Consider the following 14,442-nt stretch of genomic DNA (forward strand, 5'->3'; position numbering starts at 1 on the left):
TGGAAATTTTGCAAGATTTTTTGCAAAATATCAGATATTTTATACTGCCGTCATATCTTCCATTGGTGTTTTTTGTAAATTTTTGATCCTGACCGTCTCACCTGTTCTGCAGGAATTCTGAATAGCTTCAATAACTTGAAGCGTTCTGAAACCTTCCCATCCAGACACAATCGGCACTGCTTCGCGCCGAGCTACTTCAACAAAGTGCCTAAGCTGATTGACCAGAGGGTCAGACGCACCCTTCTTCAGCGCGGTTGATGAGATTGGCGCCCACCAATCCCTTTGCTCGCTCTGGTAACTCCACAGTCGAAGATCGGGAACGGACAACGACCCATGAGAGCCACCTATCATGTAGCTACTCTCAGCGGTTGAAGGATAGATTGGATATTCCTGAGACGTCATCTCCCAGCTCCATGGAGCAACGATGCTGTCGGACACACTTATGGTCCCTATCGCCCCGCTTTCGAACGTCAACAGAGCACCGGCAACATCTTCGTTGTCGTAACCGCGTTGCGATGCAGCCGACTGAGCCTGTACGGTCACAACTTCCCCAGCCAGGTACCGCAGCAGATCCACATCGTGGACAAGATTGACCGAGATGGGTCCTGCACCGGGTTTCTTTCTCCAGGGCGCAGCATCAAAATACTCGTCTGGCTTATAGAACCAGCAATTCGCATGGACAGCGCGCACATCTCCAATCTTCCCATCGACAATGGCTTCCTTAGCCGACCGGATCAGAGGATTGTGTCGACGATGATGTCCGACCATCAGCGGCACATTGGCCTTCTCCGCAGCTTGAACAAGCTCAAGTGCAGCGGTGGCTTCTACGGCAATCGGTTTTTCGACGAGAATGGGACAGCCATGTCGAACGCAGGTCAGGCCTTGATCAACATGAAGCGTAGTTGGGGTCGCCAGAACAGCTCCGTCCGGCGTCTGATTTGCAAACATTTCCTCGAGGGTCTCGTAACATGCAACCCCGTGCTCAACGGCGTAAGCACGACCTTCATCGCTGGGGTCGACTACCGCGACGAGATCAACATGGCGCAACGCTCGGATAGCGTCTGCGTGGCGGCGTCCAACAAGACCAATGCCGACAATGGCAATGCGAAAGTTCTTAGACACTTTGCTTCCTTCCGGAGGGTCCGGAAAATCCCGAAACCGATGATTGCGATCGGGCTGCCTTGCCCAACTTCGCCACGACCGTATTGGGGTTTTTGCGATTCCGCAATAATGTATGATATTTTTATTTATACCATACATCAGTTTGGATTGCTGATGTCTCTGGAAAATGCTAATTGAACGAGGAAACTGAAAATATCGGGTGAAACGCATGGCGAAACAGCCGTCTACGATAGGTGCAAGCACCTATCAGCGCATCAAGCGGGACATCATCTTCGGGGAGCTGCAGCCCGGCTCCAAACTGAAGCTGGACGCCTTGAAGGAACGCTACTCGGCAAGCCTTTCGACACTTCGTGAAACGCTGAACAGGCTCGCCAGCGACGGATTTGTCGAAGCTCCCGAGCAACGGGGTTTCCTGGTCACGCCAGTTTCACGAGAAGACCTGACCGAGATCGCAGAGCTGCGCGCCCTGTTGGAATGCCACGCGTTGGAGTTGTCCATTGCGAATGGCGACACGGACTGGGAAGGCAACCTGGTCGCTGCGCATCATAAGCTGCATTTGATGGAGCAACGCCTTCTCAAGGGAGATGACTCTGAGAAGGAAACCTGGAAAAGGTACGATTCAGAATTTCATCAAGCGATGATTGCAGCCTGTAATTCCAAGAACCTCTTATCCCTTCACTCAATCATCTATGACAAGTACCTTCGTTACCAGATGCTTGTACTGACCTACCGAGGTGAGGTTGCAGCCCAAGAACACAAACGCATGTTCGATGCCGCGTTGGCCAAAGACGCTGATACAGCCAAGAAACTGTTGGAAGATCACATCAGAAATGGCCTCGCCCACACATTGGAGGCTATGTAAGGCGGCATACTGATTGTGTGCCTCGACGACTTCAGGTCGATTTGGCAGGGAATATCTCAAAATTCCACATCTAAACCGCGAAGTTTGTTAGCGGCCCAGAGCTGTCATCCGGCCGCTACTAGTGATGCTGCAATGCGGCCCATAAGACCGGACTTTCGCCGCACTGCAAAAATCTTTGCCTGCTCGAACTCACACTTTGCGGGACTTTGCGTGAATTCGCTACGGTCGCTCGAACGGCAGCTGCTGGCGGATCGCGACGGCGACCCCTGCAGGTCTAGCGGAGGGCGGGCTTTCGCAGCAATCGTTGAGTGACTTGGTTCCGTCTATCAAAGCGGACCTTCGATTTCGCATTTTTCGTGGAAGCGCCTTTCGATCTCAACGATCCAGAGAGTGGCCCTATCGAATGCCAAAGAGTCGACCCAATGCGCATGCCAGTGTTCAATGCCGATTCCCTTGATGGCATGTAGAAAAACTGTGCAGACATTCCGCGGCACATAAAAACAAGGTGATAAAATAGGCAAGCTGGTAGCCTCGTGAAATACTTAGTGGCCTATGAATTGCGACCGATGAAGCTTGGGTTCATTTGGGTGCCTATGAAACAACACCTCACCGTCGTTGTCGTTGAACAGAATCAAGAACGTGCGTTTGCAATTGTGGATGCCTTAAAGGAGTCCGGAGACGTAGACGTTTCTGTAATCGGCAATGTCTCCGGGCTGGCACGTAAAATTGCAATGCGTAACCCAGACATCGTTCTAATCGACATAGACAATCCATCGCGGGATATGCTGGAGGAGCTAACAGTGGCCTCTGGTCCGATGGATCGACCAGTGGCCATGTTCGTCTCGGGCGCCGCTGGCGGGTTGGCAAAAGCCGCCGTTGAGGCCGGGGTATCGGCCTATGTAGTCGACGGATTGCAAGCGGAGCGCATCAAACCTGTGATTGATACCGCCATCGCCCGGTTTCAGGTACTACGCCAGATGCGGACCGAGCTGGCGGAAACCCGCCGCGCGCTTGAAGAGAGAAAAGTGATCGACCGCGCCAAAGGGCTGTTGATGAAGGCCAAGGGCGTGCCGGAAAACGAGGCCTACGCTCTGCTGCGCAAAACAGCGATGAACCAAAACCGCCGGGTTGCCGAGGTGGCTGAGGCCCTGGTCACTGCTTCGGAGTTGTTGTCATGAGAACCGTAACCCTGCCCGTCGCCTACATGCCTTTGGTCGACGCGGCCCCGTTGATCGTTGCGCGCGAGTTGGGGTTTGATCATGCCGAAGGCATCTCGCTCGACTTGCGCCCGGCCCCGTCATGGTCGTCTCTGCGCGATATGCTGGCCTTTGGGCATGTGGACGCAGCGCATCTGTTGTCACCTGTACCCGTTGCGATGGCCTTGGGTTTGGGCGGTATTGCGACGCCGCTGTCCGCCGTGTCTGTCCTATCCCTGAATGGCAACATCATAGGTGTTGGAACTCAATTGGCAGGGCGTCTGACCGATCAGGGCTATGGCTTCGATTTTACTGATGCCGCTGCAGCTGGGGCTGCACTGGCAAAGGCTGCTGGTGACGTTTTGGTGTTCGGCGTGCCTTTTCCATATTCGATGCATGTTGAACTGCTGCGCTATTGGGTTGCGGGAACCGAACTGGCTTCGAAGCAGGTCGAAATCCGCACCGTCTCGCCCCCTTTAATGGCGCAGGCGCTTGCAGGTGGCGAGATCGATGCCTTTTGTGTGGGCGAGCCTTGGGGCTCATTCGCCGTGGATGACAATGTTGGCGCGTTGCTGTTGCCCGGCAAGGCGATCTGGACCTGTGCGCCTGAAAAAGTGCTGGCGGTCAGAAGTGACTGGGCCGAAACCGAACCGCATTTGCTGGGCAGCCTCATGCGGGCCGTTTGGCACGCGGGACGTTGGCTATCAAACACGGACAGCCGAACAACCGCGTCCGAGATGTTATCGCGCAAAACCTACCTAAACGTCTCACCCGAACTAATCGACCGGGCGCTGATGGGTGAGTTCACTATCTCGGCGCGCGGCGAGCAACGCCATGTGGATGGGTTTTTCGAGTTCTTTGACGGTGCTGCCACCTTCCCGTGGCGCAGTCAGGCGAAATGGGTCGCGCATCAATTGGCGCTAAGAAACGGGCTGGACGTCGGGACAGCGGAACGACAAGCCGCCAAGGTTTTTCGCAGTGATCTCTATCGTCGTGAGTTGCAGGGGCTTGGCGTTGAAACCCCCGGCACATCCGAGAAACTTGAAGGTGCTCTCACCGAGTCGACGCCGGTTGCCTCGGCCAATGGCAGCCTGATTCTGTCTCGGAACGTATTTTTCGACCGGCGCATTTTCGAGCCTACGGGGTAAGTTTGCACAAAATTTTTGCAGCGCAGCATAATTTCTTGCTGCATTGCAGAATTTTCAAGATGAAAACACCGAAAATTGATGACGTCCTGCTGCGCGACTGACTTAATCGGGACATCGGAAGGCAACGAAGCCCACCGACGGAATTCGCCCATAATCCAGGGCACCTTACAAGAGCAAAGCCGCTCGACCATCCGCCACCTCCTCCCGGCGGACTGTGTCGGCGGCTTTTTTGTTTGCCCAAGGGGTTGGGCTGAACCGAAAGGGATCGAGATGAAAAAGCTTCTTTTGGGCCTCGTCGCAACGACGGTGCTTGTGTCTCCGGCACTGGCCGAGCTGGAACTGGAAAAAGACGAACTGACTTTTGGCTTTATCAAACTGACCGACATGGCACCGCTGGCAGTGGCCTATGAGAATGGGTACTTTCTGGACGAAGGCTTGTTCGTGACGCTGGAAGCCCAGGCCAATTGGAAAGTGCTACTGGATGGTGTGATCGGCGGGCAGTTGGACGGTGCGCATATGCTGGCCGGGCAACCTTTGGCCGCAACAATAGGCTACGGCACCGAGGCGCATATCATCACCCCTTTTTCGATGGACTTGAATGGCAACGGTATCACCGTTTCCAACGAGATTTGGGAAGAAATGAAGCCGAATATCCCGGTGATGGACGACGGTCGCCCGCAGCATCCCATCAGCGCCGAGGCTTTGGCTCCGGTCGTTGAAAAATACAAATCCGAAGGCAAGCCGTTCAACATGGGCATGGTCTTCCCAGTCTCGACCCACAACTACGAACTGCGCTATTGGCTGGCGGCGGGTGGGCTGCACCCGGGCTTCTACAGCCCTGAAAACGTAACCGGTCAAATCGGCGCTGACGTGTTCCTGTCGGTAACGCCTCCGCCGCAGATGCCTGCGACGTTGGAGGCTGGAACAATCTACGGCTATTGCGTGGGTGAGCCTTGGAACCAGCAGGCCGTGTTCAAGGGTATCGGCGTTCCGGTCATTACCGATTATGAGCTGTGGAAGAACAACCCCGAAAAGGTCTTTGGCATCACTGCCGAATTTGCCGAGGAATACCCAAACACCACTCTGGCTGTGATCAAAGCGTTGATCCGCGCAGCGCAGTGGCTGGATGAAAACGACAACGCCAACCGCCCCGAGGCGGTCGAGATCCTGAGCCGTCCAGAATATGTGGGCGCGGACTATGACGTCATCGCCAACTCGATGACCGGCACGTTCGAATACGAAAAAGGTGACAAGCGCGAGGTTCCCGATTTCAACGTGTTCTTCCGCTACAATGCGACCTATCCATTCTACTCGGACGCCGTCTGGTACCTGACGCAGATGCGCCGCTGGGGTCAGATCGACGAATCCAAGCCCGACAGCTGGTACGACGAAGTCGCTAAATCCGTCTACAAGCCTGAAATCTATCTGGAGGCCGCACGCCTGCTGGTCGACGAAGGCCTTGCGAATGAAGCCGACTTCCCTTGGGACAGCGACGGCTACAAAGCCCCGACCCCTGCCGAAGATATCATCGACGGCATCGCCTATGACGGTCGTACACCCAACGCCTATCTCGAAAGCCTCTCCATCGGTCTGAAAGACGGTCAGACGATCGTCGGCTCGGACGTCCAAGGCTAATCCCAAAAATCCACGCCCAGCATCTGCTGGGCGTGGCCCAAACAGTGCCCCGCCATCGCAAGGACACATCAGATGACAACGCTCGATCCAGAATTCAATGCAGACGCCGCCCGAGAGGAAGGTCGCGCCCGCCTTTTCACCCGCATCAACGCCGCCGACAAGTGGTTCCAGGTGTTGGGCCTCAGCTGGGCCACGCCCGTCCTAAAGGCCGCCGCCGGAGACAACCCACGCGCACAGATGACCGAAATCTGGCGGTTGCTGATCGTACCACTGTTGTCGATCTGTGCCTTCCTGCTGCTCTGGGCCACACTGGCCCCAAAGGTGCAGACCTCGCTTGGTGCGGTCCCCGGACCTGCGCAGGTTTGGAGCGAGACGGTCAGCCTGAACGAAGACGCAAAGGCTAAGGTCGCCAAGCGCGCCAAATTCGAAGCGATGGTCGAAAAGCGCAATCAGAAGTTCATCGATGCCGGTCAGCCCGAAAAGGTGAAGGAAGTCGCCTTTACCGGGGCACCTTCGTATTATCAGCAAATCTGGACCTCGATCAAAACGGTGTTTTTCGGCTTTCTGATCGCCACAATGGTCGCCGTGCCGCTTGGCATTGCCGCTGGTTTGTCCCCGACCGCCAATGCCGCACTGAACCCGCTGATCCAGATCTTCAAACCGGTGTCTCCGCTCGCGTGGTTGCCGATTGTGACCATGATTGTCTCGGCGGTCTACGTCACCAATGACGGCTGGTTTGCAAAATCCTTCCTGATCTCTGCAATCACTGTGACCCTGTGTTCGCTGTGGCCCACGCTGATCAACACATCGTTGGGTGTGGCATCTATCGACAAGGACTTGGTGAATGTTTCCAAGGTGTTGAAAATGAACACATATACGAAGATCACCAAGCTGGTGCTGCCCTCGGCCTTGCCGCTGATCTTCACCGGCCTGCGCCTGTCGCTGGGCGTCGGCTGGATGGTTCTGATCGCAGCTGAGATGCTGGCGCAGAACCCTGGTCTGGGAAAATTTGTCTGGGATGAGTTCCAGAACGGTTCCTCCAGTTCGCTGGCCAAGATCATGGTTGCAGTGTTCACCATCGGCATAATCGGCTTCCTGCTGGATCGAGTGATGTACGCGCTGCAATCCCTCTTCACCTTCACGAATAACCGGTGAGTGAGATGACCATCCTGAGCTTCAAAAACGCTTCGAAATCCTTCGGTGAAGGCGCTGCGCGCACAGATGTGTTGAATGGCATCGACCTGGACGTGCAAGAGGGCGAATTTCTGGTCATCCTCGGCTTCTCGGGCACCGGCAAGACGGCTTTGATAAACCTGATGGCGGGGCTGGATACTCCAACCAGCGGAGCGGTCACATTCAAAGGTGCACCGATCAAGGGCCCCGGCCCGGAACGCGGGGTGATCTTTCAAAACTACTCTCTGATGCCGTGGCTGACGGTCAGCGGCAACGTCGGGCTGGCGGTTGATACGGTTTTCCCCGGTCTCAGCAAGGCTGAAAAGGCCAAGAAGGTCGCGCATTACGTCAAGATGGTAGGTCTCAGCCATGCCGCGACGCGACGCCCGGCGGAGCTGTCCGGTGGGATGCGCCAACGAGTCAATGTGGCGCGCGCTTTGTCGATGAACCCAGAGGTTTTGTTATTGGACGAGCCTCTTTCTGCGCTTGATGCGCTGACCCGCGCCAATCTGGCGGATGAGATCGAACATATCTGGGAGGCCGATAAAAAGACCTGCGTGCTGATCACCAACGATGTCGACGAGGCGATCATTCTGGCCGACCGCATCATAGCGCTGAACCCTGATGGGACTTTGGGGCAGGAATTCCGTGTGTCGATCCCCCGCCCGCGTGATCGGGGTGCGATGAACAACGACGAGACCTTCAAACACCTCCGCGCTGACGTCACAAAGTACCTGATGGATGTGGGGATCGAGGCCAAGGTCGAAGGTTCTCGTATCCTGCCGGATGTCACCCCGATCCACGGGGTACCAACGGTGGTGGCCGAGGCGCAAAAGGGGATGATCGAGAGCCGTTTCCTCGACTTCTCGCAGCTGCACAAGGTGTATCCGACGCCCAAAGGCCCTCTGACCGTGGTCGAGGATTTCGACCTGAAGATCGACAAGGGTGAGTTCATCTCGCTGATCGGCCATTCCGGCTGCGGCAAGTCCACGGTTTTGACCATGGCGGCAGGGCTGAACGACATCTCGAAAGGCGCGATCAAACTCGATGGTCGCCACGTTGAAGGTGCAGACCCAGAACGCGCGGTGGTGTTCCAATCCCCCAACCTGTTCCCCTGGCTCACCGCCAAGGAAAACGTCGCGATTGGCGTCGACAAGGTCTATCCCAAGGCAAGCATAGCCGAGCGGCAGGACGTGGTGGAGTATTATCTGGAACGCGTCGGTCTGGCCGATGCGATGGACAAATCTGCTTCCGATCTCTCGAACGGTATGAAGCAACGCGTCGGCATCGCCCGCGCCTTTGCTCTGTCCCCCAAGCTGTTGCTCCTGGATGAGCCATTTGGGATGCTCGACAGCCTCACACGCTGGGAATTGCAGGAAGTGCTGATGGAGGTCTGGTCCCGCACCAAGGTCACCGCGATCTGTGTGACACACGATGTGGATGAGGCGATCCTGCTGGCCGACCGCGTGGTGATGATGACCAACGGGCCGCAGGCGACGATCGGCAAGATCACCAAGGTCGACCTGCCGCGGCCGCGCACCCGCAAGGCCCTGCTGGAACATCCGGATTACTACGCCTACCGGCAGGAGGTCCTCGATTTCCTCGAAGAATACGAACACGGCGCCAAGCCCAAAACACCCGCCCCCAAGGCGATTGCAGCGGAGTGAAATCATGAAGCAAAGACTTGTTGTCATTGGCGCAGGGATGGCCTCGGGCCGGGTGCTGGAACACCTGACCGATGCCGCGCCGGATGCGTTCGACATCACCCTGTTCAACGCCGAGCCGCGCGGGAATTACAACCGCATCATGCTCAGCCCGGTACTGTCGGGCGAGAAGACGTATGAAGAGATCGTCACCCATGACGACACCTGGTATGCCGAGCGTGGTATTGCCTGCCGATTTGGTGAGAAAGTGGCGAAGATCGACCGCGAGATGAAGGTGGTCGAGGGCGTTAACGGACATGTGCCCTACGACAAGCTGGTGATCGCGACCGGGTCGAACCCGTTCATGATCCCTCTACCCGGGCATGATCTGGAAGGGGTGATCGCTTATCGCGATTTGGAAGACACTCAGCGGATGATGGGCATGGGTCCCGACAACAAAGTCGTCGTAATTGGCGGCGGCCTATTGGGGCTTGAGGCCGCTGCGGGCATGGCGGCCCATGGCGTCGACGTCACCGTGGTCCACATCATGGGTCACCTGATGGAGCGTCAGTTGGACGAGGCCGCAGGCTACCTGCTGAAGAAATCGCTGGAAGACAAAGGTATCAAGATTTACCTGCAAGCGAATTCCAAAGAAATCCTTGGGGAAGATGGCAAGGTTCGAGCATTGTTGCTGGACGACGGGACCGAGCTGCCTTGTGACCTGCTGGTGATGGCGGTTGGCATCCGCCCGAACACGGGTCTGGCGCAACAGGCGGGGCTGGCCACCGGGCGCGGTATCCATGTGGACGACCAGATGCTGACCTCGGACCCGGATGTTTACGCCGTCGGCGAATGTGTCGAGCATGACGGAGAGGTCTTTGGCCTCGTCGCGCCACTCTATGATCAGGCGAAGGTTGCGGCAAAGTCGTTGCTGGAGGAAGCAGCCGCTTTTGTTCAAAAAACCCTCTCGACCAAACTGAAAGTCACAGGCTGCGATCTGTTCAGCGCAGGTGACTTCGCCGATGGTCCCGGACGTGAGGACATAGTGTTCCGAGACCCCTCTCGCGGGGTCTACAAGCGCCTTGTAATCGAAGAGGATCGTTTAGTAGGCGCTGTTATGTATGGCGATATCGCCGATGGCAATTGGTTCTTCGGTTTGATCAAGGACGGCACCAGCATTGAAGACATGCGCGAGACGCTGATCTTCGGGCCTGCCTATCAGGGGGGCGATACCGCGGACCCTCTCTCAGCCGTTGCAGCATTGCCGCCTGAGGCGGAGATTTGCGGCTGCAACGGCGTATGCAAAGGCGACATTGTCGAGGCGATCAACGCGGGTGCCAGCGATCTGGCCGCCGTGCGTGCAAGAACCAAGGCCAGCGCATCCTGCGGGACATGCACGGGGCTGGTTGAGCAAGTCCTGCAGGTTACACTAGGAGATGAGTTCCAAATGCCAACGGCGCAACCGATCTGCGGCTGCACCGACCTGACGCATGAGGATGTACGGCGTCTGATCAAGAGCCAAGAACTAAAAAGCCAGGCTGCTGTATGGCAAGAACTAGGCTGGACAACCCCCAATGGCTGCCATTTCTGTCGTCCTGCAATAAATTTTTACCTGCTGGCCGATTGGCCATTAGAGTATCGGGACGACCCGCAAAGCCGGTTTGTCAACGAACGCAAACACGCAAACATCCAGAAGGATGGCACGTTCAGCGTCGTGCCGCGTATGTGGGGTGGGATTACAACGCCAGAAGAACTGCGCGCCATCGCGGATGCGGCGGATAAATATGATGTGCCAACCGTCAAGGTTACTGGCGGTCAGCGCATCGACCTTCTTGGCGTGAAGGGAGAGGACCTGCCTGCAATCTGGTCGGATCTGAACCAAGCCGGTCTTGTCTCGGGCCATGCCTATTCCAAGGGTTTGCGCACGGTGAAAACCTGTGTTGGCACCGATCACTGCCGGTTTGGCACGCAAGACAGCACGGGCCTTGGGATCAAGCTTGAGAAAATCCTGTGGGGGTCGTGGACGCCTCACAAGCTGAAGCTGGCCGTATCCGGTTGTCCCCGCAACTGCGCCGAGGCAACCTGCAAAGACATCGGCGTGGTCTGCGTGGACTCAGGCTATCAGATCAGCATCGGCGGTGCCGCTGGTATGGACGTGAAAGAAACCGAACTGCTCTGTCAGGTTCCCACCGAAGACGAAGCTATCGAGGTTGTGATGGCCGTTACCCAAGCCTATCGCGAAGGCGGCAAGTACCTGGATAGGCTGTACAGATGGCTGGGAAAAGTGGGCTTGGACTGGGTCAAAGCTCAGGTCGTAGACGACCTTGAAAACCGCACCGCACTGGTTGCCCGATTTGAACTGTCGCAAAACATCTATCGCAAAGACCCGTGGGCCGAACACGTCAAAGAAAAAGCGAAGACCTACTCCCCTATCGCAGATTTCACTTTGGAGGCCGCGGAATGAGCTGGATCGACATCGGACATATCGACGAAGTACCTCTGCGCGGCGCGCGTTTGGTGAAAACCCATGTCGGCTGCATCGCCGTTTTCCGCACCGCAGAGACTGAGGTTTTTGCAGCCACCAACAGCTGCCCCCACAAAGGTGGACCACTGTCCGAGGGCATCGTGCATGGCCAGTCGGTGACTTGTCCTCTGCACAATTGGGTCTTTGACCTGAACACGGGCGAGGCGCAGGGGGCGGATGATGGTCGCATCACCACCTATCCCGTGCGTCTTAAAGACGGTCGAATCCTGCTGGACGACAGCGCGGTTGCCCGAAGGAGTGCGGCCTGATGGATGGAACTGGCTTGCCTGAGGTCCGCTCGACCTGCGCCTACTGCGGCGTCGGATGCGGTGTATTGTTGCGTCCTGACGGGGTCGGAGGGTTGGCGGTGCGGGGCGACCCTGACCACCCGGCGAACTACGGGCGTTTGTGCTCGAAAGGGCTGGCATTGGGTGAAACCGTGGGGCTAGATCACCGGTTACTGGTCCCGCGCGCGTTCGGCAAAGACACCACTTGGGATAACGCGCTGCAATTGGTCGCCGAACGGTTCTCCGCTGCGATTAAGGAACACGGGCCCGACAGCTTGGCCTTCTATGTCTCAGGTCAATTGCTGACCGAGGACTACTATGTTGCCAACAAGCTGATGAAAGGCTTCATCGGCTCAGCCAATATCGACACCAACTCGCGCTTGTGTATGGCTTCAACCGTAGCGGGGCACAAACGCGCCTTCGGGACCGATACGGTGCCTGGAACCTATGAGGACCTGGATCAGGCTGACTTGGTTGTGCTTGTGGGTTCAAACCTCGCCTGGTGTCATCCCGTTCTCTATCAGCGGATCATAGCGGCACGTCAGGCACGAGGGACAAAGATTGTGGTTGTTGACCCTCGTCGAACGGCGAGCTGCGATCAAGCCGACCTCCATTTGCCGCTGCGGCCCGGTAGCGACGTGGCACTGTTCAATCGCTTGCTAAGCAGAATTCACCAAACTGGACATGTAGCAGCAGATTTTCTGAATCGCAGTGTTGGGTTCCTCGAAGCCCTTGATGTGGCGCAGCTTGACGATCCTGATGAGACGGGGCTTAGCCCTAATGAGGTTGAAGCGTTTTGCGATCTGTGGATCGGTACCGAACGGGTCGTCACGCTCTTTAGTCAGGGCGTGAACCAGTCTTCCAGCGGAACCGACAAAGTCAACGCGATCTTGAATTGTCATCTAGCTACTGGCCGGATTGGCCGCGAAGGGATGGGGCCGTTCTCAGTCACAGGTCAGCCTAACGCAATGGGCGGCCGAGAGGTCGGTGGCCTGGCCAATATGCTCGCCTGCCATTTGGACATTGAAAACGAAGACCATCGTCAGGCAGTTCAACAATTTTGGAGTTCGCCTAAGATCCCTCAGAAGCAAGGATTGAAAGCGGTCGATCTGTTTCGTTCGATCGAGGACGGTCAGATCAAGGCATTATGGATCATCCACACCAACCCTGCAGCTACCATGCCAGACGCGGACAGAGTGAGTGCTGCAATTGAAAGTTGCCCATTTTCAGTCGTCAGTGACCTGACTGCGCGGACAGATACCGCGCGTTTCGCAGACGTGTTGCTACCAGCGGCGGGGTGGGCAGAAAAATCGGGAACTGTAACCAACTCAGATCGCACAATCAGCAGACAACGTGCCGTCTTGGCGCCTCCGGGGCAAGCGCGTCCGGATTGGGATATCTTGGCTGAGGTAGGCCGCCGGATGGGGTGGGAAGAGGCATTTAGCTACGAGTCCCCTGTGCAAATTTTCAGAGAATACGCAAAAATGTCTTCGCTTGCCGTGACTTTTGGCAGGGACTTTGAAATTGCCGAGTTTTCCGACATTGGTGACGAAGACTATGAGGCGCTGGACCCTACACGATGGCCGACGACCTCTCGCGCTACAGAAGGGCGCTTCTTTGGCGATGGACAGTTTTTTCATTCTGATGGCAAGGCGCGGTTTGTGCCAGTTCTCCATCAACCGCCCGAGGCAGAACCTTCTGAGCGGTACCCTTTCCTGTTAAACACAGGGCGAAACCGGGATCAGTGGCATACTATGACCCGATCCGGTTTGTCGCCGCGCCTATCGGCCCATCTTGCCGAACCATATGTGGAAATGAACCCAAAAGACGTTGATCAACTGGGTCTTAGTTCTGCCGATTTGGTCGAAGTAAACAGTCCAATCGGGAGCGGCATATTTCGGCTTCGCATCACAGAAGCTATTGCGCCTGGCAATGTGTTCGCACCCATTCACTGGACCCGAGAAACGGCCCCGGCGGCCCGTGTAAACGCCATAGTTCCCAGCGTTACTGATCCGATTTCCGGACAACCGGAGAGCAAATCAACAGCGGTATCTATACGACGTTTGCATGCTGCATGGTACGGTTTCGCCGTTTCAGTTGAACCAGCGTGTCCTTGGGCGGAGTATTGGGCAGCCGCAAAAACAAGCAACGGCTACAGAATGGAGTTAGCGGGGAAGCAGATCGTAGAAGACTGGGAAAAGACTGCGCGCGATTGGTTTGGGTTGCCGGATGCAACGGTGACTTCAGTACAAGATTCCAAACGCGGCTCGTACCGAATTGCGCTCTCAGACGGGCGGCAAATTTTGGCAGCGCTCTTCGTTTCTCGCCAACCGACAACACTGATGCGAGACTATTTGGCAACTTTGCCTGAGGTTGCGCCCCAACAGATTCTCTCTGGTCGGTCCTCCGCTGATTCCGACGACTGCGGACCAATCGTCTGTTCGTGTTTCGAAGTCGGTCTAAATACCATCATTCGCGCTATACACGACGGGCGATTGACCGATGTTGATAGTGTCGGAGATGCTCTTCAGGCTGGAACGAATTGCGGGTCCTGCCGGCCAGAATTGGCTGATTTGGTCACACAACGTTCGAAATTGATCGTCCACAAACCGAAGAACTGCCCGCAAGAACAATCAGCATAGTCTCGGGATCGCCTGAACAGGACTGTGGTCTGCTTTGGTTGGCTCGCATAGCAAGGGCGGGTTCCGTTCACTCAACGGAACATATGTCATTGGAACTTACTAGGTTCTGGACCCATTAATTTTGTTGCCGCCATCTCGGCTGCGTGATTCAAACCCCTGAGTTTCAGGGGTGTATCATGAGCAATCTATTCTGGTTGACCGACGAGCAGA

Annotated in this window: 10 protein-coding genes; 9 read left to right on the top strand and 1 reads right to left on the bottom strand. The window is 56.3% G+C overall.

What is annotated here, in order from left to right; all coding sequences use genetic code 11:
• Positions 1–39 precede the first annotated feature (39 nt).
• A complete protein-coding gene (locus AC2FNN_RS15755; RefSeq protein ID WP_496759464.1) occupies positions 40–1,122 on the bottom strand; it encodes a Gfo/Idh/MocA family protein in 1,083 nt (360 codons plus the stop codon).
• 208 nt (positions 1,123–1,330) lie between these two features.
• On the opposite strand from AC2FNN_RS15755, the gene AC2FNN_RS15760 reads away from it, so the two are divergent.
• From AC2FNN_RS15760 to AC2FNN_RS15800, 9 genes are all read left to right on the top strand, one after another.
• Positions 1,331–1,984: a GntR family transcriptional regulator gene (locus AC2FNN_RS15760; RefSeq protein ID WP_496759465.1), complete on the top strand. Its 654-nt coding sequence runs from the start codon at positions 1,331–1,333 to the stop codon at positions 1,982–1,984.
• 593 nt (positions 1,985–2,577) lie between these two features.
• Positions 2,578–3,162, top strand: coding sequence for an ANTAR domain-containing response regulator (locus tag AC2FNN_RS15765; protein ID WP_496759473.1), 585 nt, complete (start codon positions 2,578–2,580; stop codon positions 3,160–3,162).
• Entirely contained in the window at positions 3,159–4,328 is a 1,170-nt protein-coding gene (locus tag AC2FNN_RS15770; RefSeq protein ID WP_496759466.1) for an ABC transporter substrate-binding protein, read from the top strand. Before AC2FNN_RS15765 ends, AC2FNN_RS15770 begins: the two co-directional genes overlap by 4 nt.
• Positions 4,329–4,598: 270 nt before the next feature.
• Entirely contained in the window at positions 4,599–5,963 is a 1,365-nt protein-coding gene (locus AC2FNN_RS15775; RefSeq protein ID WP_496759467.1) for a CmpA/NrtA family ABC transporter substrate-binding protein, read from the top strand.
• 72 nt (positions 5,964–6,035) lie between these two features.
• Complete coding sequence (locus AC2FNN_RS15780; protein WP_496759468.1) at positions 6,036–7,118, top strand: ABC transporter permease; 1,083 nt, start codon at positions 6,036–6,038, stop codon at positions 7,116–7,118.
• A gap of 5 nt (positions 7,119–7,123) precedes the next feature.
• Positions 7,124–8,803: an ABC transporter ATP-binding protein gene (locus tag AC2FNN_RS15785; RefSeq protein WP_496759469.1), complete on the top strand. Its 1,680-nt coding sequence runs from the start codon at positions 7,124–7,126 to the stop codon at positions 8,801–8,803.
• A 4-nt stretch (positions 8,804–8,807) separates the two neighbouring features.
• The gene (gene nirB, locus AC2FNN_RS15790) at positions 8,808–11,243 is read left to right on the top strand and encodes a nitrite reductase large subunit NirB (protein WP_496759470.1); all 2,436 of its coding nucleotides are present in this window, start codon (positions 8,808–8,810) and stop codon (positions 11,241–11,243) included.
• Positions 11,240–11,572, top strand: coding sequence for a nitrite reductase small subunit NirD (nirD, locus tag AC2FNN_RS15795; RefSeq protein ID WP_496759471.1), 333 nt, complete (start codon positions 11,240–11,242; stop codon positions 11,570–11,572). Before nirB ends, nirD begins: the two co-directional genes overlap by 4 nt.
• On the top strand, positions 11,572–14,232 hold the full coding sequence (locus AC2FNN_RS15800) for a molybdopterin-dependent oxidoreductase (RefSeq protein ID WP_496759472.1): 2,661 nt from the start codon (positions 11,572–11,574) through the stop codon (positions 14,230–14,232). Before nirD ends, AC2FNN_RS15800 begins: the two co-directional genes overlap by 1 nt.
• The last annotated feature ends 210 nt before the right edge of the window (positions 14,233–14,442 follow it).

It is taken from the genome of Ruegeria sp. BHSA118, from assembly GCF_059613405.1.

Coding starts and splice junctions, on each gene's coding strand:
- AC2FNN_RS15760 (WP_496759465.1), top strand. CDS start 1,331: ATGGCGAAACAGCCGTCTACGATAGGTGCAAGCACCTATCAGCGCATC.
- AC2FNN_RS15765 (WP_496759473.1), top strand. CDS start 2,578: ATGAAACAACACCTCACCGTCGTTGTCGTTGAACAGAATCAAGAACGT.
- AC2FNN_RS15770 (WP_496759466.1), top strand. CDS start 3,159: ATGAGAACCGTAACCCTGCCCGTCGCCTACATGCCTTTGGTCGACGCG.
- AC2FNN_RS15775 (WP_496759467.1), top strand. CDS start 4,599: ATGAAAAAGCTTCTTTTGGGCCTCGTCGCAACGACGGTGCTTGTGTCT.
- AC2FNN_RS15780 (WP_496759468.1), top strand. CDS start 6,036: ATGACAACGCTCGATCCAGAATTCAATGCAGACGCCGCCCGAGAGGAA.
- AC2FNN_RS15785 (WP_496759469.1), top strand. CDS start 7,124: ATGACCATCCTGAGCTTCAAAAACGCTTCGAAATCCTTCGGTGAAGGC.
- nirB (WP_496759470.1), top strand. CDS start 8,808: ATGAAGCAAAGACTTGTTGTCATTGGCGCAGGGATGGCCTCGGGCCGG.
- nirD (WP_496759471.1), top strand. CDS start 11,240: ATGAGCTGGATCGACATCGGACATATCGACGAAGTACCTCTGCGCGGC.
- AC2FNN_RS15800 (WP_496759472.1), top strand. CDS start 11,572: ATGGATGGAACTGGCTTGCCTGAGGTCCGCTCGACCTGCGCCTACTGC.